The organism is Collinsella sp. AF37-9, assembly GCF_003475115.1.
Taxonomy (GTDB): Bacteria; Actinomycetota; Coriobacteriia; order Coriobacteriales; family Coriobacteriaceae; genus Collinsella.
Window position 1 is genome coordinate 1 of sequence record NZ_QROQ01000062.1, and the last position, 1,362, is coordinate 1,362.

Sequence of the window (1,362 nt, forward strand, 5' to 3'; positions counted from 1 at the left end):
GGTACCGTCAAGATTCTTTCGCAAATTGATCGAGGCGGCCTCGGCCCCGCCTTGCTCTAGCCCTCCGCCTTCTTGCTCAGCTCGTCCATCTCCTCCAGCTTCGACATGTCCAGGTACCTCCTCTTGCCCCATTCGTGCTCCACGATGTACTTCAGCCTCGCCGTCACCAGCATCAGGGCCGAGTTGCCGTCCGGGAAGGTCCCTACGACTCTCGTCCTCCGCCTGATCTCGCGGTTGATGCGCTCGATACCGTTATTGGTCCGGATTCTGCGCCAGTGCTCCGGCGGGAAGTCCGTGTAGGCGAGAGTCTCGGAGAAGCCGTCGCGCACCGTCCTCGCGGCCGCGCCGAGCCTCATCCCGTCCAGCTCGTCCGCCACCTCCGCCGCCTTCCTCGAGCACGCCTCGCGCGATTCCTGCGCGTGAATCGCCTTCAGCATGCGCGCCACGGCCTTCCTCCTGGTCACGGGCACCCTTCCCAACACGTTTCGGTAGAAGTGGACCGTGCAGCGCTGGTAGCGTGCCCCGGGGAACACCTCCTCGAGCGCACCGAGCATCCCCGCGCACTTGTCGCCGGTGACGAGCCGCACGCCGGAGAGCCCGCGCCCCCTGAGCCACGAGAAGAACTCGCGCCACGAGTCCGCCGACTCGGTGTAGCCCTCCGCGCAGCCGATGACCTCCCGGTCGCCGGTGGAGTTGACGCCGATGGCCACCAGAACGGCCACGTTCTCGTAGGACCCTCCCCAGCTGCGCTTGAGGTAGATGCCGTCGACGAAAACGTAAGGGTAATCGCCCTCGAGCGGCCTCTGGCGCCAGGCCTCGATGGACGCGAACGCCTTCTCGTTGAGGTTGGAGACGGTGCCGGAGGACACGGGCGCTCCCCAGAGGAGTTCGGAGACGTCCTCGATTCTCCTGGTCGAGACGCCCGCGAGGTACATCTCGACGATGGCCTCCTCGACCGAAGTCTCGCGCCTGCGGTAGCGCTCGATAACGGCCGTCTGGAAGGTCGCGCCGCGCAGCTTCGGCACGTTGAGCTCGACCTCTCCTGCCCCGGTGACGAGCTTTCTCGCGTAGTGGCCGCTGCGGTATGCCTCCCGGCCTGCCGTCCTCTCGTAGCGCCCGGCCCCTACGAGCTCGGACGCCTCCTCGTCGAGCAGCGCGTTGAGCGTCTCCTCGACGGTCTTCCTCACCAGATTCTTTATGTCCTTGCGCAGCGACTCCTCGTCGACTGTTACGATGTTCGCAGACACGGCCCGTGCCCCTTTCGTCGTTGATTTGTTGTTTAGCCGCTAGAAATCATATGACGGGGCGCGGGCCGTGTTCCGCTATGCGGTTGTCAATTTGCGAAAGAAATTATGCGTCACC

1 protein-coding gene is annotated in these 1,362 nt (G+C 64.8%); it reads right to left on the bottom strand.

Annotated elements, in window-relative coordinates; translation table 11 throughout:
- Positions 1–56: 56 nt before the first annotated feature.
- A complete protein-coding gene (locus tag DW024_RS09895; RefSeq protein WP_117648577.1) occupies positions 57–1,247 on the bottom strand; it encodes an IS256 family transposase in 1,191 nt (396 codons plus the stop codon).
- Positions 1,248–1,362 lie beyond the last annotated feature (115 nt).